This is a genomic window from Klebsiella michiganensis, assembly GCF_015139575.1.
Taxonomy (GTDB): domain Bacteria; phylum Pseudomonadota; class Gammaproteobacteria; order Enterobacterales; family Enterobacteriaceae; genus Klebsiella; species Klebsiella michiganensis.
In genome coordinates this window covers 3,673,449-3,699,560 of the sequence record NZ_AP022547.1, presented here as the reverse complement: position 1 = coordinate 3,699,560, position 26,112 = coordinate 3,673,449, and the positions used below count along the sequence as shown (strand labels likewise).

The following is a 26,112-nucleotide window of genomic DNA, read 5'->3' as shown; positions in this document are numbered from 1 at the left end:
GCATTGTTTTGGTGCGATAAAATAATAGGGGAACGCGCGGTTGTTCCCTCTTAATTCCTCAATTTCCCTTGTTTTACGTTCGTTTAGCCAAACGGCGGGCTAACCCGATGCGCAGCGCTTTATCTGGCACATTAGTTGCAAAACTGACTTCAAAGAATCTTTTGTTTCATGCTAACGTAACGGGTAAACATCATGAAGAAACTGTTGATCGCACTGGCCGGGGCCGCTTGTCTGTTAACCAACCTCCCGGCGGCGAAAGCTGACCAGCTCCAGGATATTGAAAAGCGCGGCACGATCCGCATTGCGGTGCCGCAGGATTTCCCGCCGTTTGGCTCGGTGGGCACCGACCTTCAGCCGCAGGGCTACGACATCGATATGGCGCGCTATCTCGCCAAAGAGATGAAGCTCAAGCTGCAGCTGGTGCCGGTGACCAGCGCCAACCGCGTACCTTATCTGCAAACCGATAAGGTGGACCTGGTGATTTCCAGCCTCGGTAAAAACGCCGAGCGCGAAAAGGTGATCGACTTTAGCCGCGCCTATGCGCCGTTCTTCCTCGGCGTGTTTGGCCCGAAAGGCGCGGAGCTGAAAGACCCGGCGGCGCTGAGCGGTAAAAGCGTGGGCGTGACCCGCGGCGCGGTGGAAGATATGGTGCTGACCAGCGTGGCGCCGAAAGAGGCGCAGATTAAGCGCTACGAAGATAACAACACAACGCTGTCGGCCTATTTATCTGGCCAGGTGCAGTATGTGGCCACCGGCAACCTGGTGGTGGCGGCCATCTCCCGGCAGAACGCTGACAAGGCCCCGGTGCCGAGCTTTATGCTGAAGGATTCGCCGTGCTTTATCGGCCTGAAAAAGAACCAACCGGCCCTGAAGGCGAAAGTGGATGCGCTGATTGAGCAGGGCGTAAAAGACGGCACCCTGAACGGTTTGTCTGAGAAGTGGCTGAAAGCGCCGCTGCCTGCCAGCCTCGGCGCATAAGGTCCGGGCATGACGGAGCAACTTCATTTTTCTGCGCTCTGGCCGCACTGGCCGGAGCTGCTGGCGGGGCTGTGGGTGACCATTCAGCTGACGGTGCTGGCGACGATAGGTGGCCTGACGATTGGCATCTTCGGCGCCGCCATCCGCAGCGGGCGTCCCACGTGGTTCAGCCGGATTTGGGGCGGGTATGTCGAACTGATTCGCAACACGCCGTTTGTGGTACAGCTGTTTTTTATCGTCTTCGGCTTACCGAATCTGGGGCTGAAGATGACGGCGGGCGAGGCCGCGCTGCTGGCGATGGTGGTCAATCTTGGGGCCTACAGTACCGAGATCGTACGCGCCGGGATTCAGGTGACGCCGAAAGGTCAGTGGGAAGCGGGGCGCGTACTGGGGCTGACCCGGACGCAGATCTTTATTCAGGTCATTCTGCCGCCCGCGCTGCAGCGCATTTATCCGGCGCTGGTGAGCCAGTGCATCATCGTCATGCTCGGTTCATCGGTGGTGTCGCAGGTCTCTTATGAAGAGCTGACCTTTGCCGCTAACCTGATTCAGTCGCGCACCTTCCTCAGTTTTGAGGTCTATCTGGTGACGACGGGGATTTATTTAGCGCTGTCGATAACAATGCGTCAGCTGCTGATGGCGGCGGGACGTAAATGGCTGGGGGTGCAGGCATGATGACCACCTTTACCGATTGGGACATTGTCCGCAATCTGCTGCTGGCCGGGCGCTGGACGGTGCTGCTGTCGCTGGTGGCGTTTCTCGGCGGTGCGCTGGTCACGCTGCCGCTCCTGCTGCTGCGCATGACCGGCGGGCGTCAGGTAAAACGCCTGATCCGCGGCTATGTCGAACTGTTTCAGGGGACGCCGCTGCTGATGCAGCTGTTTCTCGCCTTTTTCGGCGTGGCGCTGTTCGGCATCGACGTTTCGGCGTGGACCGCGGCGTCGCTGGCGCTGACGCTGTATACCAGCGCCTTTTTGCTCGATATCTGGTTTGGCAGCATCCGCGCCCTGCCAAAAGGGCAGTGGGAAGCCTCGCGCTGTCTGGGGCTGAGCTTTGGCCAGACGCTGTATCGGGTCGTCGCCCCGCAGGCGCTGCGGATCGCCATCGCCCCGACGGTGGGGTTTGCCGTGCAGGTGATCAAGGGTACCGCGCTGGCGTCGATTATCGGCTTCGTCGAGCTGACCAAAGCGGGAACGATGCTGACCAACGTGACGTATCAGCCGTTTAAAGTCTTTGCGCTGGTGGCGCTGGGCTATTTCATTCTGTGTTACCCGCTGTCCCGCTACAGCCGCCATCTGGAGAACAAATTCAATGCCTCTCATCACCATTAATCAGATGCAGAAGTACTACGGCGATAACCACGTGCTCAAGGGCGTCGATCTGGATATCGATATGGGCGAAGTGATCTCGATTATCGGCCGCAGCGGGTCGGGCAAAAGCACGCTGCTGCGCTGCATCAACGGCCTGGAAGGCTATCAGGAAGGCAGCATTAAGCTCGGCGGGATGACCATTACCGACCGCGACTCGCAGGCGCGGGAGATCAGCCGCTCTATCGGCATGGTGTTCCAGAGTTTTAACCTGTTTCCGCATATGACGGCGCTGGAAAACGTGATGCTGGCGCCGCGTCGGGTGCTGAAGAAGAGCGCCGCCGAGTGCCGTGAACTGGCCCAGCGGATGCTGGAAAAGGTCGGATTGGGCGACCGGCTCGATTACTACCCGTCGAGTCTCTCCGGCGGCCAGCAGCAGCGCGTGGCGATTGCCCGTGCGCTGGCGATGTCGCCAAAAGTTTTACTCTGTGACGAGATCACCTCGGCGCTGGATCCGGAGCTGGTTGGCGAAGTGCTTAAGGTGCTGGAGCAGCTGGCGGCGGAGGGCATGACGCTGATTCTCGTGACCCATGAAATGAATTTTGCCCGCGAAGTGGGCGACCGCGTCGTGTTTATGCATCAGGGACGCGTCTGGGAGCAGGGCGACAGCAAAAAGCTGTTCGCCAACCCGCAGACCAGCGAACTGAAGCAGTTCATTTCCTCCGTGCGCGGCCTCAATCAATAAGGACTTAAAGATGGATATCACTCAGTTTCCGCAACTCAATCCGCCGTCGCGCCTGCTGATGGGGCCCGGCCCGATTAACGCCGACCCGCGCGTGCTGCGCGCCATGTCGAGCCAGCTGATCGGCCAGTACGACCCGGCGATGACCCACTATATGAACGAAGTGATGGCGCTGTACCGCGGCGTATTTCGTACCGAAAACCGCTGGACGATGCTGGTGGACGGAACCTCAAGGGCCGGGATTGAGGCGATCCTGGTTTCGGCTATTCGGCCGGGGGACAAGGTGCTGGTGCCGGTGTTTGGCCGCTTCGGCCATCTGCTGTGCGAAATCGCCCGCCGCTGCCGGGCGGAAGTGCACACCATTGAAGTGCCCTGGGGTGAGGTGTTTACCCCGGACCAGGTGGAGGATGCCATCAAACGTATTCGTCCGCGCCTGCTGCTGACGGTGCAGGGCGACACCTCCACCACGATGCTGCAGCCGCTGGCGGAGCTGGGGGATATCTGCCGCCGCTATGACGTACTGTTTTACACCGACGCCACCGCTTCGCTGGGCGGTAACCCGCTGGAAACCGACGCCTGGGGGCTGGATGCGGTCTCGGCTGGGATGCAAAAATGCCTTGGCGGCCCGTCCGGCACCTCGCCGATTACCCTCAGCGCGCGCATGGAAGAGGCGATTCGCCGCCGCAAATGCGTGGAAGAGGGGATTCGCACCGATGCCCACCGCGACGGCGACGAGGAGATGATCTACTCCAACTATTTCGACCTCGGCATGGTGATGGACTACTGGGGGCCGGAGCGCCTTAACCACCATACCGAGGCCACTACCGCGCTGTTCGGCGCCCGCGAATGCGCACGGCTGATCCTCCAGGAGGGGCTGGATAACGGCATTGCCCGCCATAAGCTGCACGGCGACGCGCTGGTCAAAGGCATTCAGGCGATGGGGCTGGAGACCTTCGGCGACCTGAAACATAAGATGAACAACGTGCTTGGCGTCGTTATCCCGCAGGGTATCAACGGCGACCAGGCGCGCAAGCTGATGCTGGAAGATTTCGGTATTGAAATCGGTACCTCGTTCGGCCCGCTGCACGGCAAAGTGTGGCGGATCGGCACCATGGGGTACAACGCGCGTAAAGACTGCGTGATGACCACGCTCAGCGCGCTGGAGTCGGTGCTGAACTATCTCAAATTCTCCACCACTCAGGGCGCGGCGATGCAGGCCGCGTGGGATCACTATCGCAGCGAGAGCGCCCAATGAGTCCAGCACAACGCCAGCAGGCGGAAATGCAGCAGGTCGCGGCGCGGGTGATGGCCCGCGCCGATGAGCTGGCCGCGATCAGCGAAACGCCGGATGCCCTGACCCGGGTTTATCTCTCCCCACAGCATCTCGAGGCCAACCAGCGGGCGGCGCGGTGGATGACCCAGGCCGGAATGACCGTCTGGCAGGACAGCGTCGGCAATATTTGCGGCCGCTACGAGGGAGAGCAGGAGGGGGCGCCCGCCATCCTGCTGGGGTCGCACCTTGATACGGTGCGCAACGCCGGGCGCTACGACGGGATGCTCGGCGTCCTGGCGGCGATCGAAGTGGTGCACGGTCTGCATCAACAGGGGCGGAGGCTGAAACAGGCCATTGAGATTGTCGGCTTTTGCGATGAAGAGGGGACGCGCTTCGGTATTACGCTGCTCGGCAGCCGCGGGATAACCGGTACCTGGCCCGAGAGCTGGCTGGCGCAGACCGATGCCGACGGCGTCAGCGTGGCGCAGGCGATGGTGCTGGCGGGGCTGGATCCGGCGCGCATTCATCTTGCCGCCCGCCGCCCGGAGGAGATTGCCGCCTACCTGGAACTGCATATCGAGCAGGGGCCGTGCCTCGAGCAGGAAGGACTGGCGCTGGGGGTGGTCGAGGCGATCAACGGCGCGCGTCGCCTGAACTGCCGCTTTACCGGCGAGGCGGGACACGCCGGGACCGTGCCGATGAGTCATCGGAAAGATGCGCTGGCCGCCGCCGCCGAGTGGATGGTGCGGGTAGAGACCCTGACCCGCGAGCAGGGCGGAAACCGGGTCGCCACGGTGGGTACGCTGCGCTGCGCGCCCGGCGCGGTTAACGTGATACCCGGCGACGTTACGCTGACCCTGGATATTCGCGGGCCGCACGACCAGCCGCTGGATGCGCTGCTGGATACGCTGCTGAAGGAGGCGCAGGCCATTGCTTCTCGTCGCCAGCTGCGGTTCAGTGCCGAAGAGTTTTACCGTATTGCCGCCACCGCCTGCGATAGCGGATTGCAGCAGGTATTGAGCGAGGCGGTGCAGGCGGTGCAGGGGCGTTCGTTGACGCTGCCGAGCGGCGCCGGGCATGATGCCATCGCCATTGCCGAACGCTGGCCGTCAGCGATGCTATTTGTGCGCTGCAAAGGCGGCATCAGTCATCATCCCGCCGAGTCGGTCACCGCCGACGATGTGGCGCTGGCGATAGCGGCCTATTCGCGCGCGGTGTCGGCGTTGGATGCCGGGAAGTAGCGGCTATCGTTTCGCTTCTGGTAAACCGGGCATAGCGCAACCCCCACCACGGTGGGGGCCTGTTTTATCTTTTGCCGTTCGGTTTAAGCTGTTCGCCGGGTCTGAGCCTGAACAGCTCGTCATCTCGCGTGGAGTAGCGAACCGTCCCGTCAGCCAGCCGATAAGCACCCTCGGTGAATCCCGCGCCGTTCAGGAACGGCGCCACCGCGTCCGGCGTGTTGCGGAAGGCGGCTTCCAGGGCGAGAAGCGCATAGGGGGCAATACTATCGATACTGGCATATTCGGCCTCAGGGTCATCGACAAAAAAGCCGTTGAGGCGCTGCTTGTTGATGATGTTCGCGCCGATGCGATCCGCCAGCGTCAAATAGTCCTGCTGCCCGGTGGCCTGCCACAGGTCGATAAGCGCGAAAATCGCATACGGCTGATGGTTCTCCGTTTGGTTATTCAGCCTGCGGTTTGCGCCGCCGGGTTCACCGATATCGCCTAAACCCTGGCCTTTCGCGATGCCGCGGGCGACTTTCCAGATGGCACGATCCGGTTCAAGCGTCCAGGCGCGGGCGTAGGAGAGAAGAAATTCATTTCCCGCCGGATAGGCTTTGAGCACCGTGCCTTTTTTCCCATAATAGCCATCGCGTTTTAACGCATAGCCGGAGAGATCCGTGCCGTTGGCCAGCATCGGGCGGAAGGTATTGTTCTGCTCATCGTAAGCGTAGGTCGCGAAGGCTTTGAGGCCATCAAGGGTCCATTTTTTGAGATCGTCACCGTCTTTGCCGAGCGATTTTGCCAGGGCAAGCTGCATCAGCGCATTTTCTGAGTAGAGCGTGCTGGTCCGGCCCTTCAGCAGCATATTGCCCTCCAGCGCGTCCGGGCCCAGTTCGGGGCCAAACTGACGCTGCGCGCGGTCGCCGTATTTCGAATGCGTGTCGCTGTCATCGGTGGTGTCGGCGCGTTTTAGCGGTTGGGTAAACTGGTAGACGCCAAGTCCGGTCTTCTTATCTCGCGGCAGAACGTACTGTTCGGCCAGACGCTTCGCCCACGTCAGCGCGCCAGCGTCACCATCGTATTGATAGAGCAGCGATGCGGAGTAGATAAGGTCGTTGCCGGCATTGAGAAAGCTCAGGCCTTTGGTGGCGAAAAAGGGCGGCTGTTGGACAAAATCACTTTGCCAGAGCGCGCCCATCGCTTTGCCGTACTCCCCGTGACGGCTGGTTTCCAGCGTTTTCCAGTCGTAAACATGAGCGTTCCAGAAAGCCTTGATAAAGCGCGCGGTAGCCTTGTCATCGACGGCAAACATCATGTCGTAATAGGGATACGCGTTCTTGAGTTCATGGACCATCTCCTTTTCGCTCGGGCCTTGAGGCTGCAGCGTTTTCAAATCAACAAAGCGATGGCCTCCCCACAGCAGTAGCCCGCTGGCGTCCTGATAGTGGTCAAAGTAGTAGCGAATATTCTCCGCGACCCGCTGCTTATATTTTGCTTCGCCGGTCAGGTTGCTTAACCCTACCAGCACCCGCATCAAATTTTGCTGGGCCGAGAAGTTCGACAGCACGGTCACTTTACCGTCCGGAAAGACCCATTCCATTTGCTTGCCGGTGCGAGGATCCACGCCATTGGCCAGCAGAGGAGAGTGATGGCCGTACCGATCTCCCGCTTTATCCAGCACGACGTCAGCGAACTGCTTTACGCTGCTCAGGCGCGCGTTCTCCTGGGCGCCAGCACTCAGTGAGAAGAGACTCAGAGCGCCCAATGCCAGGGTGATTTTTGCAATCTTCATTATTATCCTCTTAATGAAAATAAGGGTTTAATAAAACCCTTATTTATTATCTGGCTGACAGGAAGTTATCAGAAGGAGTATTTCACACCAACGCGATAACGCGTTTGGCGTTCATCGGTGGCTTTACTGCCGGAAACGTTGCCGATGGCCATATAAGGAGACCAGTTTTTATCAAATTTATAGGTTAGCTTAAAATCATGGGTCCAGTCGTAGCTTTCGTTATCCGCTAAAATAACCCCGGCGGAGTTGGCTTTTTTATAGTCCAATTCATAATCGAGCTGATAATCTTTGAGGAATTTCCAGGAAATAACGCTGGTCAGATTATAGCCGTTCTCCGAGGTGTCTTTAGACGTGCCGATATTGCCTGAATTGCGCTTGTAGTAAGGGCGGTAGCGCAATGAGGCACTGACATCGTCGGTCAGATTCGCTTTACCGCGCAGGTAGGGACGATAGTTGTTTGAGGACGAACTGGTATCCAGAGAGAAGCCGGGCTCAATCTGGAAGGTTTTATTTATTTTATGCACATAGCTCGCCACCACTTCGGTGCCGTTACTCACGGTTTCATCATAGGCTTTATTTTTATCCTGCGAACCTTTCCATTTCCCTTCCAGCGACAAGCCAAAGCCATTGGCAAAACGGTGAGACATCAGCAGTCTGTCTTTATGATTATTGCCGGCTTTGTCATTCGTTTCATGACGATAATCAAATGTCACCGCATGGGCAGCAATACTGATAAAAGGGATCGTGACTAATAATAAAGAACGAAACATAGGGTGCCTCTACTTTTTTTATTTTCCAAAGGTACAAGAAATTACCTGCCGTAAAGCAGGCAGAACGATACAAATGAAATTATTAGATGGTAGTGTGGTGCCGGGTGCCTCCCGGTGAATCAGGCGCTGACTTCCTGATTCGTCTATAAAAACGAAACGTCGATGAGGGTATTCCTCAATTCAGCATGACCCCGCCGCTTAGGGGGATTCACCACACATTATTCTTTATTCCCTGATGATGACAAATTCGCACTGCTTGTGATTTTATTGAAAATAACTTTTACACAAAATGAAATGATGTTTTGAGATCGAGATCTGAATATTAAAAATAGAGGGTAAATATTTTTTATGTCATTTATAAAGATAATCCTAATAATTTATTATTCTTTTAAATCAATAGATTGAGTGGTTTCTTTGGGTTTGTTTTGCGTTTTTATTTGCGAATATAAGGATTTTTTGTGAATTGACGGTAATCTTATTCCTATATTTTTAAGCGCTCAATTTGTTAAAACTTAAAAATACTTCGATGGTTTCAATGGTTAAACCGAAGCCAGTACTGCCAATCCCTTTAAGCTAAACGAAAGCTAAACGGAAAAGAGGGCGGTATTGATCTGCCAGACTGACGACATAACACTCTCAGAAAAGCGTCCATATGGAAGGATAATAAAAGACGGTAACCTCGGGACTTCAAGATGACTATTCATGGAAAGGATCGTGTATTTATTTCTGGCGTAGAGAATATAGTGCAGGAGCTGAGCGATGGCGCGGATGCGGGGTTAAGCAACTGCGTGTATGTCACCTGCGGGATGGATATCCAGGAGATATATACTTTGTTCTTTCGCCATCCGCCGGAGCACTACGCCATCTTCATCACCTCTGAGCGCCATTTTGAGACCATCAACCGGCTGTTTCCGGGCCTGTTAAAGCTCTGTTTGTCAGAGAGGTTGACGGTCGAAGAGCTGCGTCAGGCGTTAAAAGTGATGGGCCTGTTATCGGCTCAGAACCAGAGCGTTGCTTATCTGCCCGATACGTTTAATTTTACCCATGCCGAGCAACAGATCATGAGGCTCAGTTTACGCGGCCATTCTCTGGATGATATTGCCCGTATCCGCGGGGTCAGCCCGTCCACGGTCAGCGTCCAGCGTACCCGGCTGATGAAGCGCATGGGAACCAAAAGCCTGCAGGAGCTCTGCTCCCTCTATGCGGCTATGCGTACCAGCGCTTTCTGAATAAACGCAGGGCTGGAATCTGGCGAAATTTGAGATATTATTCTGAGCCATTGTACTAGTTTAAAGGTTCAAAGTGATGACGTTTTCCACCCTTGCCGATGTCAGAAGCCAGATCGATTCGATTGATAGCGAACTGGTTAGCCTGATTGCTCAACGTGCTGAGTGCGTTAAAGCCGCTGCCGCATTCAAAACTGACCACTCCGCCGTTCGTGCTCCCGCGCGCGTGCAGCAGGTTATTGATCGGGTTCGCGAAAAGGCGGCTGCCGCAGGGTTACCCGAAGTGATTATTGAGAAAGTGTATCGGTCCATGATAGATGCATTCATTGAATATGAGCTTGAGAAACATAATCAGCTACAGCGGCAAAAAAGTAACGGTGTGTTGGGTGAGTGACCCACACGATATTCTCCTGGCGTGAAGGGTCAGTTAGCCTCATTCTGACCCCCGACGGGCTGCTAAGCTATTATCCCCACGCTCTGATAGCCAGTGCCGCGATATAGAGCCCGAATCCCCAGGCCAGATGTGTGAGCACGCTTAGCAAGCGAGCCAGCCACGGGCGAGGTGTTTGCGACGCCGCAATGCCGAAGCCCAATGCGGGCTGAAGTACGCTGCACGCAGCCGGAGCATAGGCATTGTGAAGAGTTTAAAAGGATTGTGGCGAGAGAGCTGAGGCTGGTCAGCTAATTAAGAACCTTATACTTTGACGAGAGCATAATGATGGAAAAAAATTTTACGCCTGAGCAAATCGAAATCATTAATCGCTTGGTTTTTGCGCGTATCGAGCATATGAAAGAGAAAGTGATTGAAACCATTGAGCAGACAGAGCGCGATGCGCACCAGCAGCTGGCGGATTGCGGGATTGATATGACCGATTTCTGTCCGGCTAATCAGCACTTTCTTATGATGACAATCGTCCAGACGCTGATAGATCGGGTGCACGGCGGCGACAGGGCCCTTGCCCGGAAGATAATAACCATGGAGGCGAAGAGACTGAACGTCAGCGTTAACGTTGAAGCTGATAGTTCGAGATAGCCTTGAGGCTGAGTCTGCGGCGGACCAGGAAATCCGCGCCCGTCGCCCGGCATCGCACCTTTACAGTTCGCGCAAACGCTCTGCGCTGTTATGCTAAAAACCCGGCAAGCCGCGCTGTAATGAGACCTGACCATGCCCGAACGCGAAAAAAACATCCATATTCAACCCTCTTCCTCTATCTCTCGAACGCATATTCTTCCGGCAATGCTGGCGATCGTCGTCGTATCGAGCCTGTGCGCGTTCGTCTCGCCGCCGCTGGGGCCGTGGCGCGAAATTTTGACCAATCCAGGGATGTATATCGATCTGCTGGCGCTGCTATTTCTGCTGTTTATGCTCTGGAGTTCGACCAAGGTGCGGATGAACCACGTGGCGGTTAACTGGGTACGCTACGGCCTGCTGCTGTGGATTGCCGGGGGCACTTTCGATCTGATGGACGAAATATTCCACCAGCCGCGCTGGATGGGGTACTACTGCGAAGATCTGCTGCGCCTGTCCGGCATGCTGCTGAGCGCGGTCGGGGTCTACAAAATTATTGAGCGCATCAATCTCCTGTACGTCGACGCGCGTTCGCAATCGCTCAAGGATGAGCTGACCCAGCTGCCCAACCGTCGCTTTTTTATCGACACCATCCGCGAGAAGGAGGGGCGCAGGCTGGCGCTGATGATTGTGGATATCGACTACTTCAAGAAAATTAATGACACCTGGGGACATCTGGTGGGGGACGAAGTGCTGTTTGCCCTTGGCAAACAGCTGGCGAAGCTTACCAGCGATAAGGTGTTGCCTTCGAGGATTGGCGGAGAAGAGTTTGCCATTATTGTCGATGGCCTGTCGGCGCAGGAAGTGGATGAACTGGCGCAGTCGATTTTGCAAAACGCCCGCGCGATCCTGATCAACCACGATAACCCGCTGTCGATCAGCATTGGCGTCGGTCTGCGCCATAAAGACGAGCCGCAGAACCTGTTTATTAAAAAGGTCGATGACGCGCTCTATAAGGCGAAAAATAACGGCCGCGGACGGGTTGAATGGGCCGCGTGAACTATCCCTGCTGCGCGCTGCGGCAGTGGCGACGATATTCGGAAGGCGAGCGCTCGGTGTAGCGTTTAAACACCCGGCAGAAATAGTTGCTGTCGACAAAACCGCAGTTGTGGGCGATCTCTTTGACCTTGAGGTCGTAGCCGCGCAGCAGCTTTTTCGCCTTTTCCAGGCGGACGCTGGTGAGAAACTCATTAAAACCGACGGAGCCGGATTTCTGGAATATATGCGACAGGTAGTTGGGCGTAATATGAAAACGCTTCGCTACCGACTCGCGGGTCAGCGGCTGGGTGAGATGCTCTTCGAGATAATCCTGTACCGCCAGAAACAGATCGCGGCTGCGGCTGACGCGCATCTCCAGTCCGACCAGCTGCTCAAGGCAGTGGCTCAACAGAGCCGCGACCACCAGCCTGGCGGTTACCGGGTCCGGCTGCAGGCAGATTTCATTGAGCGACAGCAGCAGGTAGGAGCCCACGCGCGGTCCGAGGCGGGCGACGTTCTGCTTTTCCGTGCGCAGCTGCTTGCCGTCCCAGTGCTGAACGCAAAACCCGAGCTTCTGGCGACCAAACAGAATGCTTAACGTCGACGCCGGCGCGGTCCATTCCGGCAGCGTCCATTTACCCGCCTGGACGTAGAGCACCTGCGAGGCGGAGAGCATTGTCTCCGACAGCGGCAGCCCGCTCTCCTTAAGCTCGCCCTCAAGCACAATTTCCAGCCGTGGAAAGGGCACCTTAAACGCCAGCTCGGGCTCGGAGATATCCGGGTCGGGGAACCTGACGTGCAGATTATCTTTCTGATTTACTAAACGATTTAAAATATCCGCCAGATCGTCAATCATTCCGTATGCCTTAGAAGAGAGCAATTATCCTGTTGATTATAATCTATTTTATCTGCACAGGTTTGTTCTGTATCAGGCGACTTCGCTAATGATTGCCCTGCAGGAAGGGGGAAAAAGCTGGATTTTGATGGCCATCACACTTTTCCCTGCCGCGTACGCTCGTCCAGTTTTTCGTAGTTTTGCCCTCATGTATTCCCGCCCGCCGCCGATTAGAGTTTGTTTTGTGTTATCGATAAGTTAAGGAATATAAATATGGAACAACAATCTGCGGTTTATCTGGATGCGCTGGGGGCGAACGTTGAGCTGAGCCCGGCAATGAAACAGGAGCTGGATACCCTGGGCTACACCGTCGTGCATAACGTGGCGGACGCGGAGTGGCTGGCGGCGATGCGCGCGCTTATCGACGCCATCGTCGAGAGAGAGGGCGATAATCTGGCGATCGAGCACCACCAGGAAGCGACGGCAACCCGCATCGCCAACCTGATTAACAAAGGCGCGATTTGGGAAAAGGTCTGGTCCCATCCGCTGATTCTCTCCGCCTGTCGGCATGTTTTTCAGGGGGATTTTAAAGTCTCCAGCCTGAACGCGCGGGAAGCGTTGTTCAACGGCGGCCATCAGCCGCTGCATGCGGACTGGAAAAAGCCGCGTCACGATTTTCCGAAAGTGCATCTGGTGAATACCATCTGGGCTATCGATGATCTGAGCGCCGAAAACGGCGCGCCGCGCATTATTCCCGGCACCCATTTGCGTCCGGAGCTGCCGGAAGCGGTGCTGGATGACCCGGAGCTGGCGCATCCTGATGAGGTGGTGTTCGCCGCGCCGGCGGGCAGCGTGATGATTTATAACGCCCACGCCTGGCACGGCGGGACGCGCAACCGCGTCGGCAGCAGAAGGCGCGTGCTGCACGGCTTATATATCGACAGAGCGGATACCGCGCAGCAGGATCAGCAGCGCTGGCTGACGCCGGAAACCGCCAGCCGCCTGACGCCCGCGCAGAAATGGCTGCTGGGGGTGGCGTAAAAATCGCATGGAATTGTAGCCCCGGTAAGCGCAGCGCGACCGGGGGAAGTCTGAGCGGGCGCGGTGCTATTTCCCCGGGCCGCGGCGCAAGCGCCTTGCCCGGGCGACAAAACGGCAAACGGCGGTGAACCTGTAGCCCCGGTAAGCGCAGCGCGACCGGGGGAAGTCTGAGCGGGCGCAGTGCTATTTCCCCGGGCCGCGGCTCAAGCGCCTTGCCCGGGCTACAAAACGGCAAACGGCGGTGAACCTGTAGCCCCGGTAAGCGCAGCGCGACCGGGGGAAGTCTGAGCGGGCGCAGTGCTATTTCCCCGGGCCGCGGCGCAAGCGCCTTGCCCGGGCTACAAAACGGCAAACGGCGGTGAACCTGTAGCCCCGGTAAGCGCAGCGCGACCGGGGGAAGTCTGAGCGGGCGCGGTGCTATTTCCCCGGGCCGCGGCTCAAGCGCCTTGCCCTGGCTACAAAACGGCAAACGGCGGTGAACCTGTAGCCCCGGTAAGCGCAGCGCGACCGGGGGAAACCGGAAACGGCCGAAGTGTTATTTCCCCGGGCCGCGGCGCAAGCGCCTTGCCCGGGCGACAAAACGGCAAACGGCGGTGAACCTGTAGCCCCGGTAAGCGCAGCGCGACCGGGGGAAGTCTGAGCAGGCGAAGTGCTATTTCCCCGGGCCGCGGCGCAAGCGCCTTGCCCGGGCGACAAAACTGCAAACGGCGGTGAACCTGTAGCCCCGGTAAGCGCAGCGCGACCGGGGGAAGTCTGAGCGGGCGAAGTGCTATTTCCCCGGGCCGCGGCGCAAGCGCCTTGCCCGGGCGACAAAACGGCAAACGGCGGTGAACCTGTAGCCCCGGTAAGCGCAGCGCGACCGGGGGAAGTCTGAGCAGGCGCGGTGCTATTTCCCCGGGCCGTGGCGCAAGCGCCTTGCCCGGGCTACAAAACGGCAAACGGCGGTGAACCTGTAGCCCCGGTAAGCGCAGCGCGACCGGGGGAAGTCTGAGCAGGCGCGGTGCTATTTCCCCGGGCCGTGGCGCAAGCGCCTTGCCCGGGCGACAAAATCACCGGTGTACTCACGGGATCTCAAGATAAACCACCGGCTTTTTCATAATGCATTTCACCGCGTCGACAATCTGCTGCGGCTGCAGCAGAAAGGTTTTGATGCTGGTCTTAATGGTGCGGATGCCGCTAAAGCGTCCGGCATCGTCAATTTCAATATCCGTCACCAGCAGAACGACATCGGCATGGGCGATGTCGTCGGCCATTATTTTGTTCTCCACCCCCAGCGCGCCCTGGGTTTCAATTTTGATATTCCATTTCTCCTGGTGGCCGACTTTTTCCAGCCGCTCGGCAGCCATATAGGTGTGAGCGACGCCGCTGACGCAGGCCGTGACGGCAACGATAGTGAAATCCATAGCATCCTCCTGGCGTTATCCGCCGACGGTCACGCTAAAACCGGCCCGTTCGGCCAGCGTCCTGAATGGCTGAATCTCAGATTCTGCAGGGGCTTTAATCATCGACATCGACCATTTTTTTCCCAGTAAGTGATATTTGGCTTCGCCGTACTGATGGAACGGCAGAAGATGAATTTCCGGCAGCTTAAAGGGGGCCAAAAACGCCAGAATCCGGCGGAAATTCGCTTCATCAAGCGTGAATCCCGGAATCAGCGGCACCCGGGGGATCACGTGAATATGCGCTTCCACCAGACGGGTAAAGTTATCCAGCACCCGCGGCATATTCATCCGCAACTGCTCGCGGGCCAGCGTTTCATCCATGATTTTCAGATCGAACAGCACTTCATCGCAGGCCTGCGCCAGCGGAAAAAAGCGGCGGTATGCGGTATCGCCCGCCGTTTCAATCGCCGTTCTGATCCCCCATTCGCGCAGGCGGCGCAGCAGGCGCGCGGCGAATTCGGCCTGCATCAGGACTTCGCCGCCCGACAGGGTCACGCCGCCGCCGGAGGCGCGGAAGAAGACCTCATCCTTCAGCACCTCTTTAAGCAGATTATCGAGGGTGACGTCGCGGCCAATCTGCTGCCACGCGCCGGAAGGGCACTCGACCACGTCCTGCTGGCAGCGGGAGCAGCGCAGGCACTTGCTCTCCCGGCGTACGGTCTGAATTTGCGGCGAGATCGACTCCGGATTGGCGCACCAGGGACAGGTATGCGGGCAGCCTTTAAAAAACACGACGGTGCGGATCCCCTGACCATCATTCAAAGAGTAGCGCTGGATATTAAAAATGCGCGCCTTATCGGCGCGCGTTTCCAGGACCTCACAGCTGATGCGCGGTGCGGCGGATAATGTCATCCTGAATCTCCTGCGACAGCTCGACGAAAAAGGCGCTGTAGCCCGCAACGCGCACCACCAGGCCGGCAAAATCCTGCGGCCGCTGCTGGGCTTCGCGCAGCGTATCGGCGTTGACCACGTTGAACTGAATATGCTGCAGCTTCAGCCTGGTGAATGCCTGCAGGAAGTCGGCCAGCTTATTAAGGCCGCCGTCGCCGGCAAGGGTCGCCGGGGTGAATTTGACGTTCAGCAGCGTACCGTTGGAGAGCAGAAAGTTATCCAGCTTGCTGACCGACTTGAGCACCGCGGTCGGCCCCTGCACGTCCTGGCCGAGCATCGGCGACAGCCCGCCGTCCGCCAGCTGCTCTCCGGCCAGGCGTCCGTCCGGAGTGGCGCCGACTACCGAGCCGAGCGGCACGTGGGCAGAGACGGTATAGGAGCCCGGCGTAAAGCGACCGCCGCGCGGGTTGCGGTACTGCTCTACCTCTTTGCAGTAGAAGCGCAGCAGATCGGCGCTGATGTTGTCCACTTCGTCAATATCGTTGCCGTATTTCTCGAAGCGGTTGATCAGGCGCGCGCGGATTTTTTCCCCTTCCGGCGTCTGGAAGTTGGCTTTCAGCACCGCGATCAGTTCAGCGAAGCTGAGCCGTTTTTGCTCAAACACCATCCCTTTAAGCGCGTGCAGCGAGTCGCTGAGGTTAGCGATGCCGATGCCCTGGACCCCGGAGAAGTTATAGCGCGCGCCGCCTTCGGTGATATCCTGGCCGTGCTGCACGCAGTCCTCAATAAAGGAAGAGAGCAGGGGAACCGGCGCCCAGTCGCGGTGGCCGATATCGCAAATATTGCTGCCTTCGACCATCAGCTTAATGTAATAGCGAATCTTGTCGCGGATCTGGTTGATCAGCCCATCCCAGGTGATGTCAGGGTTGCTTTCGTTTTCCAGCATCACGATTTCCATCACCTTCAGCAGGTTGAACATGGCGATATCGTGCAGGCCGTAGGTGCGCCCCGGGATCGACAGCTCAACGCAGCCAACCACCGAGTAATCCCGCGCGTCATCCAGCGAGACGCCGCGGTTGAGAAACGCCGGGATCACCACTTCATCATTGAAGATTTGCGGAATGCCGGTGCCGAGGCGAATGGTCTCGGCGGTTTTGCGCAGGAAAGGGCGATCGACCAGCTCGTTGACCCGCACGCCGAGGTTCGGCTGCGGCAGGCGAACGTTCTGGTAGGCGTCGAGGGATAAAAAAGACAGGATATTGACCGCGCTGCGTCCGGTCTCGGTCAGGCCGCCGAGCAGGGCGGTATAGCCGGTCGGGAAGCCAGCGAAGTAGCGCGCGCTGCTGGTGGAGCGCAGCAGGACAATATCGTTGCACTTCACCCACAGCGACTCCAGCAGCTCCTGAAGAAACTGCGGATCCTGGCCGCGATTCAGCGAAGCCTGATAGTACGGCAGCATGTACTGGTCAAAGCGACCCAGCGAAATGGAACTGGCGTTGGATTCATACTGCAAAATGATGTTCATATACCAGAAGAGCTGGCAGGCCTGCCAGAAATCTTCCGGGCGGTGCACCGCGTTATGGCGGGAGATGTCCGCGATGGTCTCCAGCTCTTTGCGCCGCTGCCCGTCGCCGCAGCCGGCGGCCATGTCATCGGCAAGCGCCGCATAGCGCAGAATATGGCGCTGGGAGGCTTCCAGCAGGATCAGCACCGCCTGATAAAAATTGTTCTGCGGGTGCCGCTGACTCACCGCTTTCATCTCCGCCACCAGCGCGGCGAGGCCGTTTTCCAGCAGGCGAGGGTAGTCGATGATGATATGTCCCTGGCCTTTATCGGTCTGGTTGACGCTAAAAATCTGCGTGCTGACGGCGGCCTTCACTTCATCGGTCATCTGGGCGTTGATGAAGTCCTTCATCGAGCGATTTTCCCAGTAGGGGAACAGCACTTCGCGGTAGATGCGCTTATCTTCTTCGCTGATGTTGAAGCGGTCCTGCGGGCGGGTCGGGAACTGGTCCAGCTCCTTGAGCAGCCAGTAGGGATCCATTTCCGGCGACATGATCCCGGCGCGCGGCTTGATCGTACGGTTGCCGGCAATCAGTTCATCATCACGAATCGAAATCTGCACATGATCGAGGACCCATGCGGTCGCTTTCGCCCGGCGGATCATTACCGGCTCCCCCTCGGTCTGTTTATGGCTGGCGGTGTAGAGCAGCGCTCGCTCGAGGGAGATTTCGCGCGGGTTGGCGAACAGACGATCTTTTAAGCGTTGAGTGCGATTGGTCATGACAAACTCCATGTTATTTTGCGGGGCGCAGGCCGCGCCCCGTGTATTCAGTCAGGCATTCTGCGAAAGGTGGCTGTCGATTTTGTTCATAATGGCTTCGGCGCGCTTCACGGCGTCGCTGATGTTGACGCGCACGATGGTTTTACCGGCAAAACGTTCTTCAAACTTGATGCCGATATCTTTGGTCAGAATCACCATATCGGCGCTGGCGACGTCTTCTGCGGTCAGCTCGTTCTCAATGCCGATGGAGCCCTGGGTCTCGACTTTGACCTGCCAGCCTTTGGCCTTAGCGGCGCTCTCCAGTGATTCGGCGGCCATATAGGTGTGGGCGACGCCAGACGGGCAAGCGGTAACGGCGATAATTTTGGTCATACAATATTCCTTCCCGTGTCTCAGTTAATTTCGAAATCAAGATCCATCTCGTCATCGGCTTTGGCGTCAGACGTTTTCTTTTTCGCCAGGGCCTTAAGCAGGATGACGCAGGCGGCGCTGACGATGGCGCCAACCGCGAGGCCGGCAATAAATCCGCCTTTACCCTCAACGACCGGCAGAACGATAAGCCCGCCCCAGCCGGCATAGCACTGGGCGCCGAGCAGCGCGGCGGTAACGCAGCCGGCGGCGGCGCCGATCATATTGGCCGGGATAACGCGCAGCGGGTCGGCGGCGGCGAAGGGGATCGCGCCTTCGGTCACGCCAACGCAGCCCATCACCAGCGCGGCCTTACCGGTTTCGCGCTCCTCCGCGGAGAAGTATTTACGTCCAATCAGCGTTGCCAGGCCCATGCCCAGCGGCGGCACGGCGATGCCGACGGCGGCGATGGCCACCACGCTGTAAACGCCCTGGGAAACGCAAATCAGCATGAAGGCGTAGGCGACCTTATTCACCGGACCGCCCATGTCGAAGGCCAGCATCAGGCCCATGATGATGGCGAGAATCACGATGCTGCCTTCGCGCATGCCCTGCAGCCAGCCGGTCAGGCTGGCGGTGAGCGCGCCAATCGGCTCGCCGAGGCCCCACATCATGATCCCGGCGGTAATAAAGGTGCCGATAATCGGGATAACGAAGATGGGCATCACCGAGCGCAGCACCTTATGCACCGGGATTTTCTTCAGGTAGTAGACCACCAGCCCTCCTATGATCCCGGCAATCAGCGCGCCGAAGAAACCGGCGCCGAAGCTGTTGCCGACCCAGGCGCCGATGGCGCAGGGAGCCAGCGCCGCGCGGTCGGAGATGGAGTAGCCGATATAGGCCGCCAGAAACGGCACCATTAGCGTCAGGCCGGCCACGCCGATATCAAACAGTTTTTTCAGGTTAGGGTCGGTGGCGGCATCGGGCACAGCGCCCTTGCCGTACAACATGACGGAGACTGCCAGCAAGATCCCACCGGACACGACAAACGGGATCATATGTGAAACCCCGGTCATGAGGTGCTGGCGGGTATTTTTTAATATTTGCACCAGTTCATTCATTGTTATTCTCCTGAGCGCTGCGTGGCCCGTGACTGAGTTGATGCTTCAACCTTAGAAAAAGGGCGGCGCATAAAATAGTAGAGAAAAAGTGCATTTACTGGATATTTGTAAGGCCAGAGGAAAATTGCGATCCACCTCAAATCTTAGCGCTGGTGGGTTTTTGGCGCCGTTAGTCAGGCGATTTGTGACCGCGAGCATAAAAAAGAGTCGGGCATACAATTATCCAGTAATTGCCACTTTTATCGTGTAGTGGCGGGCCGGTTCTTTCTTTACCTTTTGGCTAAATACGCATTATTCAGGAGGAAGGCGATGGCTCTGGTAATTGAATTCATATGTGATTTGCCCAACGGCGTGCATGCGCGTCCGGCAAGCCTGGTAGAAACCCTGTGCAATACTTTTTCGTCTTCGGTCGAATGGTTAAATACCCGCACGGAAGGACGCGGAAACGCGAAAAGCGCGCTGGCGATTATCGGCACCAATACCTTGAAGGGGGACCGCTGCCAGCTGGTCGTCAGCGGCGAAGATGAACAGCAGGCGTTTGACGCGCTGTCGGCATTCATCAGCGAGGAGTTCCCGCACTGCGATGCGCCGCTGCCGACGGCGGAATCCATGGACGTTCAGCCGGTTCCTGAATCCCTCTCGCGCCTCAATCCCACGCTGTTTCACGCCCAGCCGGTCTGCGCCGGCAGCGCGGGCGGCAGGCTCACCCATCTTAAGTCCCTCGACCTGCGCGATTCAGGCGCGCTGCCTGCAGCGGGCGCAATTGAACAGGAACAGGCGGCGCTGGACAAGGGCCTGACCCTGCTGGTGAAAAATATTGAGTTCCGCCTGCTGGATAACGACGGTACCGCCAGCGCGATCCTTGAGGCGCATCGCTCTCTGGCCACCGACGCCTCGCTGCGCCAGCATCTGCTGGGCGGGCTGCTGAGCGGCCTGAGCTGCGCTGAGGCGGTGGTCGCGACCGGCGAACATTTTTGCGCCCAGTTCAGCGCTTCCGGCAATAGTTATTTGCAGGAGCGGGTGCTGGACGTGCGCGATGTCTGCTTCCAGCTTCTGCAGCATATCTACGGTGAGGATCGTTTTCCGGCACCGGGTAAGCTGACGGAAGAGGCCGTCTGCCTCGCCGATGAACTCACCCCCAGTCAGTTTCTTGAACTGGATAAAACCCTGCTTAAAGGTCTGCTGCTGCGCAGCGGCGGCACCACTTCACATACGGTGATCCTCGCGCGTTCGTTCAATATTCCCACCCTGGTGGGCGTCGATATGGAGGCGCTGCTGCCGTGGGTCGATCGGCGAGTACAGATTGACGGTAACGCCGGGCTGGTGGTGGTGAATCCCGATGAAGCGGTGGCGCGCTACTATCAGCAGGAGGCCTGGGTGCAGGCGCAGATCCGCCGCCAGCAGCAGGCCTGGCTGGATAAAGCGGGGCGTACGGAAGACGGTATTCGCCTGGAGGTGGCGGCCAACATCGCCCATTCGGTAGAGGCGACGGCGGCCTTCAACAACGGTGCGCAGTCGGTAGGCTTGTTCCGCACCGAAATGCTCTATATGGACAGGCCCAGCGCGCCGTCGGAAAACGAGCTGTATAACCTATTTTGCCAGGCGCTGGAGCCGGCCAACGGGCGCAGCATTATCATCCGCACCATGGATATCGGCGGCGACAAGCCGGTGGCCTACCTCAACATTCCGGCGGAGAACAACCCGTTCCTCGGCTACCGGGCGGTGCGTATTTATGAGGAGTATCAGGCGCTGTTCCGCACTCAGCTGCGGGCGATTCTGCGCGCTTCCGCGCACGGCGCGCTGAAAATCATGATTCCGATGATCTCCTCGATGGAGGAGATTCTGTGGGTGAAAGAGCAACTGGCGGATGCCAAACAGTCGCTGCGCAGCGAACAGATTCCGTTTGATGAAAAGATCCCGCTGGGCATTATGCTCGAGGTGCCGTCGGTGATGTTTATCATCGACCAGTGCTGCGAAGAGATTGATTTCTTTAGTATCGGCAGCAACGACCTGACCCAGTATCTGCTGGCGGTGGATCGCGATAACGCCAGGGTGACGCGCCACTACAACAGCCTCAATCCGGCCTTTTTGCGCGCGCTGGATTACGCGGTTCAGGCGGTGCATCGCCAGGGTAAATGGATCGGCCTGTGCGGCGAGCTGGGGGCCAAAGGTTCCGTGCTGCCGCTGCTGGTGGGGCTGGGGCTGGATGAGCTGAGCATGAGCGCGCCATCGATCCCGGCGACCAAGGCGCGTCTGGCGCAGCTTGACAGCCGCGCCTGCCGTCAGCTGCTGAATCAGGCGATGCAGTGTCGTACTTCGCTGGAGGTCGAGCACCTGCTGGCCCAGTTCCGTATGACCCAGCAGGATGCGCCGCTGATTAGCGCCCAGTGCATTACGCTGAACAGCGACTGGCGCAGTAAAGAGGAGGTGATTAAGGGCATGACCGACAATCTGCTGCTGGCCGGGCGCTGCCGCTATCCGCGTAAGCTGGAAGCGGATCTGTGGGCCCGCGAAGCGGTGTTCTCCACCGGGTTAGGGTTTAGCTTCGCCATTCCGCACAGTAAATCGGAGCATATTGAGCAGTCGACCATCAGCGTCGCCCGTCTGGCGCAGCCGGTGGCGTGGGGCGACGACGAGGCGCAGTTTGTGATTATGCTGACGCTCAATAAGCATTCGGCGGGGGATCAGCATATGCGTATTTTCTCGCGGCTGGCGCGGCGCATTATGCATGCGGAGTTCCGGCAATCGCTGGTAACGGCGCAGAGCAGCGAGGCGATCGCGGCGCTGCTGCAGCGCGAGCTGGAGCTGTAATTCGGTCCGGAGAATCTCCCCGGTGGCGCTGCGCTTACCGGGGCTACGGGTTTCCAGCCGTCTGTGGGGCAGTAGCCCGGGTAAGGCGTTTACGCCGCGACCCGGGATTTCCGGGCCCGGTGCCTGAGGGAGGCAGATTGGGTAGCCCGGACAGGCGCGTAAGCGCCGCCTCCGGGAAAGCGTGCAGGGGTTCCGTTCACCGCTATCCCGCAGAAAATGTCTCACCGTGGTAGGTGAACGGGTAAAGGGGGAGAAAACCGTCTCCCCCTTTACAATCCCCGCGGTCCCGCAAAGAAATCGGTGCTGCGCACTGCGCTCACCTCCCGGTCCTCAGCCTACGGTCGGCTCAACTCGACCTTACTCGTCCCATCCCTGGGACTCGCCCCTACGGGGCCAGCGCAAGCGCTGTTCAAAATTGCTCCAGGCAATTTTGTCGTGTCTCGATTCGCCTCTGGCCGCCATCCCTGGCGGCCAGCCCTTGTCTTCGGTCCTCCGGTTCGCCGATTTCAGCGGGCACCAGGGCATCGCTGCATATCACGTTGTTTCAGAGGCATATCGTAGCTGCACGAACACCGTCCCGGAGGCGGCGCTTGACGCGCCTGTCCGGGCTACTTTTGTTCAACAATCGCCCGACAAATCGCCTCGCCCACCTGCTGGGTGGAGGCGCTGCCTTGCATATCCGGCGTCTTTGGTCCGCTGGCAATGGTCTGCTCAATCGCCGCCAGAATACCGTCGTGGGCGGCCTGGTAGCGTGCGTCCCCGTTGCCGAGGAAGTCGAGCATCATCGCGCCGGCCCAGATGGTGGCAATCGGGTTGGCGATATTTTTGCCGTAAATATCCGGCGCCGAACCGTGTACCGCTTCAAACAGCGACGGAAAGGTGCGATCCGGATTGAGGTTTGCCGAAGGGGCAATGCCGATGGTGCCGGTACAGGCCGGGCCGAGATCGGAGAGGATATCGCCGAACAAATTGGAGCCGACCACCACGTCAAAACGCTCCGGCTGCAGCACGAAGCGGGCGCACAGAATATCAATATGCTGCTTATCCCATTTCACCTCCGGGTAGTGCTGCGCCATCGCTTCGACGCGCTGGTCCCAGAAGGGCATGCTGATGGCCAGACCGTTGGATTTGGTCGCCGAGGTCAGGGTTTTGCGCGGGCGGCTCTGCGCCAGCTCGAAGGCGTAGCGCAGGATCCTGTCAACGCCGCGACGGGTAAATACCGACTCCTGAATCACCACTTCATGCTCGGTCCCCGGATTCACATGGCCGCCGAGGGCGGAATATTCCCCTTCGGTGTTTTCACGCACCACGTAGAAATCGATATCGCCGGGCTGTTTACCCGCCAGCGGGCAGGGGACGCCGGGGAACAGGCGCACCGGACGCAGGTTGACGTACTGGTCGAACTCGCGGCGGAACTTCAGCAGCGAGCCCCACAGGGAAATGTGGTCCGGCACGATATCCGGCCAGCCGACCGCGCCGAAGTAGATCGCATCAAACGTTTGCAGCTGCGCGCGCCAGTCGTCGGGCATCATGGCGCCGTGCTGCGCGTAATAGTCGCAGCTGGCCCACTCAAAGTGCTCGAAGCTTAACGCCAGCCCCCAGCGTTCGGCGGCGGCCTGCAGTACGCGGACGCCTTCCGGCAGCACTTCTTTACCGATGCCATCGCCGGGGATGGCGGCAATACGTAAGGTTTTATTCATTGTTATTCTCAGTTTGAGGTAAGGAAAATTGACTTCACCGCTATCCTATAATTGACTGATTCATAATTAATCCCGTTAACTGGTGAAACATAAAACACGAATCATGAATAATCTGCCGCTGCTGAACGATTTACGCGTATTTATGCTGGTTGCCCGCCGCGCCGGTTTTGCCGCCGCCGCGGAAGAGCTCGGCGTCTCGCCGGCTTTCGTCAGCAAGCGCGTGTCGCTGCTGGAGCAAACGCTCAACGTCCAGCTGCTGCACCGTACCACCCGGCGCGTGGCTATCACCGAAGAGGGCGAGCGCATCTACGAATGGGGACTACGCATTTTGCAGGATGTCGACCAGATGATGGATGAGCTCTCCGATGTGCGGCAGGTGCCGCAGGGGACGCTGCGGATTATCAGCAGCTTTGGCTTTGGCCGGCGGGTAGTCGCGCCGGCGCTCTCCGAGCTAGCCCGTCGCTACCCGCAGCTGGAGATCCGTTTTGACGTCGCCGACCGGCTGGTGGATTTGGCCAATGAAGGGGTCGATCTGGATATTCGCGTCGGCGACGATATCGCGCCCAATCTGATAGCCCGCCAGCTTGCCAGCAATCACCGCATCCTCTGCGCCTCGCCGGCGTTTGTCGCCCGCTATCCCCGGCCGAAACAGCTCAGCGATCTCGCCGCGCTGCCCTGTCTGGTGATCAAAGAGCGCGACCGGCCCTTTGGCGTCTGGCAGCTGCGCGATGATAAAGAGGGGGAGCACGCCATCAAGGTGACCGGACCGCTGTCGTCTAACCACGGTGAAATCGTCCATCAGTGGTGCCTGGAGGGACAGGGGATTGCGCTGCGCTCGTGGTGGGACGTCAGGGAAAATATCGCCAGCGGCAATCTGGTGCAGCTGCTGCCGGAGTACTATCAGCCCGCCAATATCTGGGCGGTATACGTGTCGCGGCTGGCGACCTCGGCCAAAATTCGTACCACCGTGGAGTTTTTGCGCCACTACTTCCAGCAGCGATTTCCGCCGCACAACGGCGAGGAAAAATAGCCGACGGCGGGCACCGTCGGCCGGGGGATTACACGCCGAGCCGATCGCGCAGGCTGTAGTAAGCCGCGCCCATGGCGGTAAACGGAATACGCAGGCTGCGCCCGCCGGGGAACGGATAGTGCGGCAGCCTGGCGAAGGCGTCGAAACGTTCGGCGTCCCCGCGCAGCAGCTCCGAAATCAGCCGTCCGGCGAGGTGGGTACAGGTGACCCCGTGGCCGCTGTAGCCCTGCATATAATAGATATTGTTATCGAGGCGGCCAAACTGCGGCATTCGCGAGAGGGTCAGCAGGAAGTTGCCGGTCCAGCGGTAGTCGATTTTCACCCCCTGCAGCTGCGGGAAGGTTTTCAGCAGCTTCGGCATAATCAGCCGCTCAACGTCGTCCGGATCCCGCGCGCCGTACACCACGCCGCCGCCGTACAGCAGACGGTTGTCGGCGGTCAGGCGGTAGTAATCCAGCAGATAGTTACAATCTTCTACGCAGTAGTTTTTCGGGATCAGCGAGCGCGCCAGATCCTCAGACAGCGGCGCGGTGGTGACCACCTGGGTGCCGCACGGCATGCTGCGTTTCGCCAGCTCCGGCTCGAGCTTATCGCCGAGATAGGCGTTACCGGCGACGATCACGTAGCGGGCGGTGACCTGTCCGCGTGCGGTGGTCACTACCGCCGGGCTGCTGTGCTGAATGCCGGTGACCGGTGATTGTTCGTAAACCCGGCCGCCGTTGAGCCGAATGGCGTCCGCTTCGCCAATCGCCAGATTGAGCGGATGGATATGACCGCCGCTGTGGTCCAGCAGCGCGCCGGCGTAGCGGTCGCTGTCCACTTCGCGACGAATGGCGCTGGCATCCAGCAGCTCCAGCTGGGTATTGCCGTAGCGCTCCCAGTTCGCTTTCTGCTCTTCCAGGGTCTCCAGCTGTTTATGATTCAGCGCGACAAACAGCCCGCCGGGGCGATAGTCGCAGGCAATCTGATAGCGCTGGATACGTTCACGAATAATGTCGCCGCCTTCAAACATCATGCTGCCGAGCATTTTCGCGGCATCCGGGCCGTAGGTTTTTTCGATAACGTCGATATCGCGGCTATAGGAGTTGACTAGCTGGCCGCCGTTGCGTCCGCTGGCGCCGAAGCCGATGCGCGCGCCTTCCAGCAGCACCACATCGTAGCCCATTTCGGCCAGATGCAGCGCCGAAGAGAGGCCGGTATAGCCGCCGCCGACGACGCAGACGTCGCAGCTGATCGATTCGTCCAGCGTCGGGAACGGCTCATAGCGGTTGGCGCTGGCGGCGTAATAGCTGGTGGTATGTTCGCTCATGA

At 58.6% G+C, this 26,112-nt stretch carries 23 protein-coding genes and 1 pseudogene; 13 read left to right on the top strand and 11 right to left on the bottom strand.

Annotated features, from left to right (window positions below; translation table 11 throughout):
• The first annotated feature begins 192 nt into the window (after positions 1-192).
• From JLG71_RS17400 to hpxK, 6 genes are read left to right on the top strand one after another with little or no spacing between them, the layout of a single operon-like run.
• Positions 193-978 carry a transporter substrate-binding domain-containing protein gene (locus JLG71_RS17400; protein WP_014838043.1) on the top strand — a complete coding sequence of 262 codons (786 nt, stop codon included), beginning with the start codon at positions 193-195 and terminating at the stop codon, positions 976-978.
• Positions 979-987: 9 nt separating this feature from the next.
• Positions 988-1,653, top strand: coding sequence for an amino acid ABC transporter permease (locus JLG71_RS17395; RefSeq protein WP_064375815.1), 666 nt, complete (start codon positions 988-990; stop codon positions 1,651-1,653).
• The gene (locus JLG71_RS17390) at positions 1,653-2,309 is read left to right on the top strand and encodes an amino acid ABC transporter permease (protein ID WP_014228771.1); all 657 of its coding nucleotides are present in this window, start codon (positions 1,653-1,655) and stop codon (positions 2,307-2,309) included. The genes JLG71_RS17395 and JLG71_RS17390 overlap by 1 nt, the downstream gene beginning before the upstream one ends.
• A complete protein-coding gene (locus JLG71_RS17385) occupies positions 2,290-3,030 on the top strand; it encodes an amino acid ABC transporter ATP-binding protein (protein ID WP_064375816.1) in 741 nt (246 codons plus the stop codon). Before JLG71_RS17390 ends, JLG71_RS17385 begins: the two co-directional genes overlap by 20 nt.
• A 10-nt stretch (positions 3,031-3,040) precedes the next feature.
• Positions 3,041-4,282 (top strand): pyridoxal-phosphate-dependent aminotransferase family protein, encoded by a 1,242-nt coding sequence (locus JLG71_RS17380; protein WP_032719722.1) that lies wholly within the window; start codon positions 3,041-3,043, stop codon positions 4,280-4,282.
• Positions 4,279-5,541, top strand: coding sequence for an allantoate amidohydrolase (gene hpxK / locus JLG71_RS17375; RefSeq protein ID WP_064358685.1), 1,263 nt, complete (start codon positions 4,279-4,281; stop codon positions 5,539-5,541). Before JLG71_RS17380 ends, hpxK begins: the two co-directional genes overlap by 4 nt.
• 64 nt (positions 5,542-5,605) lie before the next feature.
• On the opposite strand, the gene JLG71_RS17370 is transcribed toward hpxK, so the two are convergent.
• Positions 5,606-7,315: a pectate lyase gene (locus tag JLG71_RS17370; RefSeq protein ID WP_049082344.1), complete on the bottom strand. Its 1,710-nt coding sequence runs from the start codon at positions 7,313-7,315 to the stop codon at positions 5,606-5,608.
• A 68-nt stretch (positions 7,316-7,383) separates the two neighbouring features.
• Positions 7,384-8,085 carry an oligogalacturonate-specific porin KdgM family protein gene (locus JLG71_RS17365; RefSeq protein ID WP_064375817.1) on the bottom strand — a complete coding sequence of 234 codons (702 nt, stop codon included), beginning with the start codon at positions 8,083-8,085 and terminating at the stop codon, positions 7,384-7,386.
• A 692-nt stretch (positions 8,086-8,777) separates the two neighbouring features.
• Here JLG71_RS17365 and JLG71_RS17360 point away from each other — a divergent pair.
• A complete protein-coding gene (locus JLG71_RS17360; RefSeq protein WP_025106233.1) occupies positions 8,778-9,314 on the top strand; it encodes a helix-turn-helix transcriptional regulator in 537 nt (178 codons plus the stop codon).
• Between the two features lie 76 nt (positions 9,315-9,390).
• Positions 9,391-9,705: a chorismate mutase gene (locus tag JLG71_RS17355; RefSeq protein WP_025106234.1), complete on the top strand. Its 315-nt coding sequence runs from the start codon at positions 9,391-9,393 to the stop codon at positions 9,703-9,705.
• 70 nt (positions 9,706-9,775) lie between these two features.
• Here the strand turns inward: JLG71_RS17355 and JLG71_RS17350 are convergent.
• Positions 9,776-9,919 (bottom strand): annotated as a pseudogene (locus JLG71_RS17350) (DUF2938 family protein); the annotation flags it as partial.
• A 110-nt stretch (positions 9,920-10,029) separates the two neighbouring features.
• Between JLG71_RS17350 and JLG71_RS17345 the strand changes: the two are divergent.
• Both JLG71_RS17345 and JLG71_RS17340 read left to right on the top strand, forming a co-directional pair.
• Complete coding sequence (locus JLG71_RS17345) at positions 10,030-10,344, top strand: hypothetical protein (protein WP_064375819.1); 315 nt, start codon at positions 10,030-10,032, stop codon at positions 10,342-10,344.
• Between the two features lie 132 nt (positions 10,345-10,476).
• Positions 10,477-11,379 carry a GGDEF domain-containing protein gene (locus JLG71_RS17340; RefSeq protein ID WP_025106240.1) on the top strand — a complete coding sequence of 301 codons (903 nt, stop codon included), beginning with the start codon at positions 10,477-10,479 and terminating at the stop codon, positions 11,377-11,379.
• Between the two features lies 1 nt (position 11,380).
• Here JLG71_RS17340 and JLG71_RS17335 read toward each other — a convergent pair whose 3' ends face one another.
• The gene (locus JLG71_RS17335) at positions 11,381-12,214 is read right to left on the bottom strand and encodes a helix-turn-helix transcriptional regulator (protein WP_025106241.1); all 834 of its coding nucleotides are present in this window, start codon (positions 12,212-12,214) and stop codon (positions 11,381-11,383) included.
• 252 nt (positions 12,215-12,466) lie between these two features.
• Here JLG71_RS17335 and JLG71_RS17330 point away from each other — a divergent pair, with 252 nt between their 5' ends.
• Positions 12,467-13,234, top strand: coding sequence for a phytanoyl-CoA dioxygenase family protein (locus tag JLG71_RS17330; protein WP_064375818.1), 768 nt, complete (start codon positions 12,467-12,469; stop codon positions 13,232-13,234).
• Between the two features lie 1,061 nt (positions 13,235-14,295).
• Here JLG71_RS17330 and JLG71_RS17325 read toward each other — a convergent pair.
• Genes JLG71_RS17325 through JLG71_RS17305 form a run of 5 tightly spaced genes read right to left on the bottom strand, consistent with a single transcriptional unit; the run spans position 14,296 to position 19,260 of the window.
• Positions 14,296-14,637 carry a PTS fructose-like transporter subunit IIB gene (locus JLG71_RS17325; RefSeq protein WP_004849743.1) on the bottom strand — a complete coding sequence of 114 codons (342 nt, stop codon included), beginning with the start codon at positions 14,635-14,637 and terminating at the stop codon, positions 14,296-14,298.
• A 15-nt stretch (positions 14,638-14,652) separates the two neighbouring features.
• Positions 14,653-15,528 (bottom strand): [formate-C-acetyltransferase]-activating enzyme, encoded by an 876-nt coding sequence (locus tag JLG71_RS17320; protein WP_014228783.1) that lies wholly within the window; start codon positions 15,526-15,528, stop codon positions 14,653-14,655.
• Complete coding sequence (locus JLG71_RS17315) at positions 15,494-17,791, bottom strand: formate C-acetyltransferase (protein ID WP_064375873.1); 2,298 nt, start codon at positions 17,789-17,791, stop codon at positions 15,494-15,496. The genes JLG71_RS17320 and JLG71_RS17315 overlap by 35 nt, the downstream gene beginning before the upstream one ends.
• 51 nt (positions 17,792-17,842) lie before the next feature.
• Positions 17,843-18,163, bottom strand: coding sequence for a PTS fructose-like transporter subunit IIB (locus JLG71_RS17310; protein ID WP_004100938.1), 321 nt, complete (start codon positions 18,161-18,163; stop codon positions 17,843-17,845).
• A 20-nt stretch (positions 18,164-18,183) separates the two neighbouring features.
• Positions 18,184-19,260 carry a PTS fructose transporter subunit EIIC gene (locus tag JLG71_RS17305; protein ID WP_004131253.1) on the bottom strand — a complete coding sequence of 359 codons (1,077 nt, stop codon included), beginning with the start codon at positions 19,258-19,260 and terminating at the stop codon, positions 18,184-18,186.
• A 309-nt stretch (positions 19,261-19,569) separates the two neighbouring features.
• On the opposite strand from JLG71_RS17305, the gene ptsP reads away from it, so the two are divergent.
• Complete coding sequence (gene ptsP / locus JLG71_RS17300) at positions 19,570-22,071, top strand: phosphoenolpyruvate--protein phosphotransferase (RefSeq protein WP_064375872.1); 2,502 nt, start codon at positions 19,570-19,572, stop codon at positions 22,069-22,071.
• Between the two features lie 608 nt (positions 22,072-22,679).
• Here ptsP and JLG71_RS17295 read toward each other — a convergent pair.
• Complete coding sequence (locus JLG71_RS17295) at positions 22,680-23,771, bottom strand: tartrate dehydrogenase (RefSeq protein ID WP_014838053.1); 1,092 nt, start codon at positions 23,769-23,771, stop codon at positions 22,680-22,682.
• An 82-nt stretch (positions 23,772-23,853) separates the two neighbouring features.
• On the opposite strand from JLG71_RS17295, the gene JLG71_RS17290 reads away from it, so the two are divergent.
• On the top strand, positions 23,854-24,801 hold the full coding sequence (locus tag JLG71_RS17290; protein ID WP_162557340.1) for a LysR substrate-binding domain-containing protein: 948 nt from the start codon (positions 23,854-23,856) through the stop codon (positions 24,799-24,801).
• A gap of 28 nt (positions 24,802-24,829) precedes the next feature.
• On the opposite strand, the gene JLG71_RS17285 is transcribed toward JLG71_RS17290, so the two are convergent.
• Positions 24,830-26,110 carry an NAD(P)/FAD-dependent oxidoreductase gene (locus JLG71_RS17285; RefSeq protein WP_049082249.1) on the bottom strand — a complete coding sequence of 427 codons (1,281 nt, stop codon included), beginning with the start codon at positions 26,108-26,110 and terminating at the stop codon, positions 24,830-24,832.
• Positions 26,111-26,112 lie beyond the last annotated feature (2 nt).